The organism is Actinomadura darangshiensis, assembly GCF_004349235.1.
GTDB classification, from domain to species: Bacteria; Actinomycetota; Actinomycetes; order Streptosporangiales; family Streptosporangiaceae; genus Spirillospora; species Spirillospora darangshiensis.
Genome location: NZ_SMKY01000596.1, coordinates 1 through 1,836, shown reverse-complemented (window position 1 = coordinate 1,836; position 1,836 = coordinate 1). Strand labels below are relative to the sequence as shown.

Genomic DNA, 1,836 nt, shown 5'->3' with positions numbered 1-1,836 from the left:
GGAGGATGGTCAGGAGTAGGGCGGTGGCCAGGGCCAAGGGCGGGATGGCGAAGGCGGCGCGCCAGCCGAGGTCGTGGGCCAGGGCGGCGCCTATGAGGATCGGGGAGAGGACCGAGGCGGCGCTGGAGACCGCGTTCGCCTCGCCGATCTGGATCGTTCCATCTCCGTGGTGGGCGGCACGCAGCGCCGCCGGGACGAGTTGGACGAGCCCGGCGCCGCCCAGCCCCAGGACCAGGGCGCCGGCGGCCGTGCCCATCCGTTCGCCGCTGGCGGCCAGGAGTGCGGCGCCGCCGACGAGGGCGGCCAGGGACGCGGGCAGCGCGCGCCGTCCGAGTCGTTCCGCCAGGTGGTGCCCGACCAGGCCGATCACCACCAGCCCGAGCGCGAACGCCGACGGGTAGAGGGCGGCCTCGGCGCGCGGCAGTCCGCGTTCCTCCCGCAGTTCGGGCAGGATCGCGCCGAGCGCCGTGAGCAGATAGCCGAGGCAGCCGAGCGTGGCGTACAGCCCGAGCGTCGCGGCGCTTCGGCCGGAGGCGGGCGCCCGATCCGTGTCGGCAGGGTCCATGTCGCGCCTCCCGTATTATCCTCGTGCAACGAGGATAATCCCCACGGGCCAGGATGTCACCATGCAGCCGAAGACCGCGCACTCGGCGCGAGCCCTGCGCAGCCAGGGCGCCCTCGCCGTGCTCCGGTACGTCCACGCGCACCCGTCGGCGACGCGGGCGGACGCGGCCCGCGCCCTCGGGCTGAGCAGCGGCTCCGCCACCGAGATCACCACCCGGCTCAAGGCGGCGCGCCTGGTCGACGAGGACACGCCGCCCCGTACCGGCGGCCGCGGCCGCCCGTCCCCCGCCCTCACCGCGCACCCCGAGGGCCCGGTGGTCTGCGTCGTCGACATCGGCCACCAGCGGTGGCGCGTGGCCGCGATCGAACTCGGCGGCGGACTGCTGGCCGAGGACGACGGCCGCCACTCCGGCTCCCCCCGGATCCTCGGGACGCTCGGCGACCACGTGTCGGCCCTGCGCACCCGCTACGGCCGGCGGCTCCGCGCGGTGTCCGCATGCGTCGCCGGCACGGTGAGCGGGACGACGGTCGTCCAGGCGTCCGGCATGGGCTGGCGCGACGTCGACCTCGAACCGCTCAAACCGCCCGGCATCCCCCTCCTGGTCGGCAACGACGCCTCGCTCGCCGGGCTCGCCGAGGCCAGGCGCGGCGCGGGCGCCGGGGCGCGGGTCGTCCTGCACCTGACAGTCGAGGTCGGCGTCGGCGGCATCCTCGTCGTGGACGGACGCCCGGTGGACGGGGCGACCGGCGCGGGCGGCGAGTTCGGCCACATGCCGTTCGGCGACCCCGCGCTCGAATGCCCGTGCGGCGCGCGCGGCTGCTGGGACCTGGAGGTCGACGGCCGCGCCATGGCCCGCACGCTCGGCCGCCGCGCCCCCCGCGACCCGCGCACGGCGGCCGGGCAGATCATCGCGACGGCCGCGACCGTCCCGGCCGCCCGCACGGCCGTCGCGGCCGCCGCCCACGCGCTGGGACGCGGCATCGGCGCCCTCGTCAACGCCCTCGACCCGGACGTCGTCACCCTCTCCGGCCTGGCCACCGACCTGGCCGAGGCATCCCCCGTGGCGCTCGAAAGCGGCTACACCGCGGCCCTGATGCGCTACCGCCGGGCGGCCCCGCCGCCCGTCCGGCCGACGGCCCTGGGCACGCAAGGCCCCCTGACCGGCGCCGCCGACGCCGCCTTCGACACCCTCCTCACCGAGGACGGCCTAACCGCCTGGAACGCCCCCTAGTGCGGGCGTCCACCAAGGTTCACCGGGCGCGGTCGGGGGC

The 1,836-nt window shown here is 77.1% G+C and carries 2 protein-coding genes; one reads left to right on the top strand and one right to left on the bottom strand.

The genetic code is table 11. The features are described 5' to 3' along the window. Positions 1–565: MFS transporter (locus E1293_RS46765; protein WP_132206552.1), on the bottom strand; the 565-nt coding region annotated here is incomplete at its 3' end. A 61-nt stretch (positions 566–626) separates the two neighbouring features. Here E1293_RS46765 and E1293_RS46760 point away from each other — a divergent pair. Continuing rightward, positions 627–1,796, top strand: a complete 1,170-nt coding sequence (locus tag E1293_RS46760; protein ID WP_132206550.1) for an ROK family transcriptional regulator — start codon at positions 627–629, stop codon at positions 1,794–1,796. Positions 1,797–1,836: the final 40 nt, after the last annotated feature.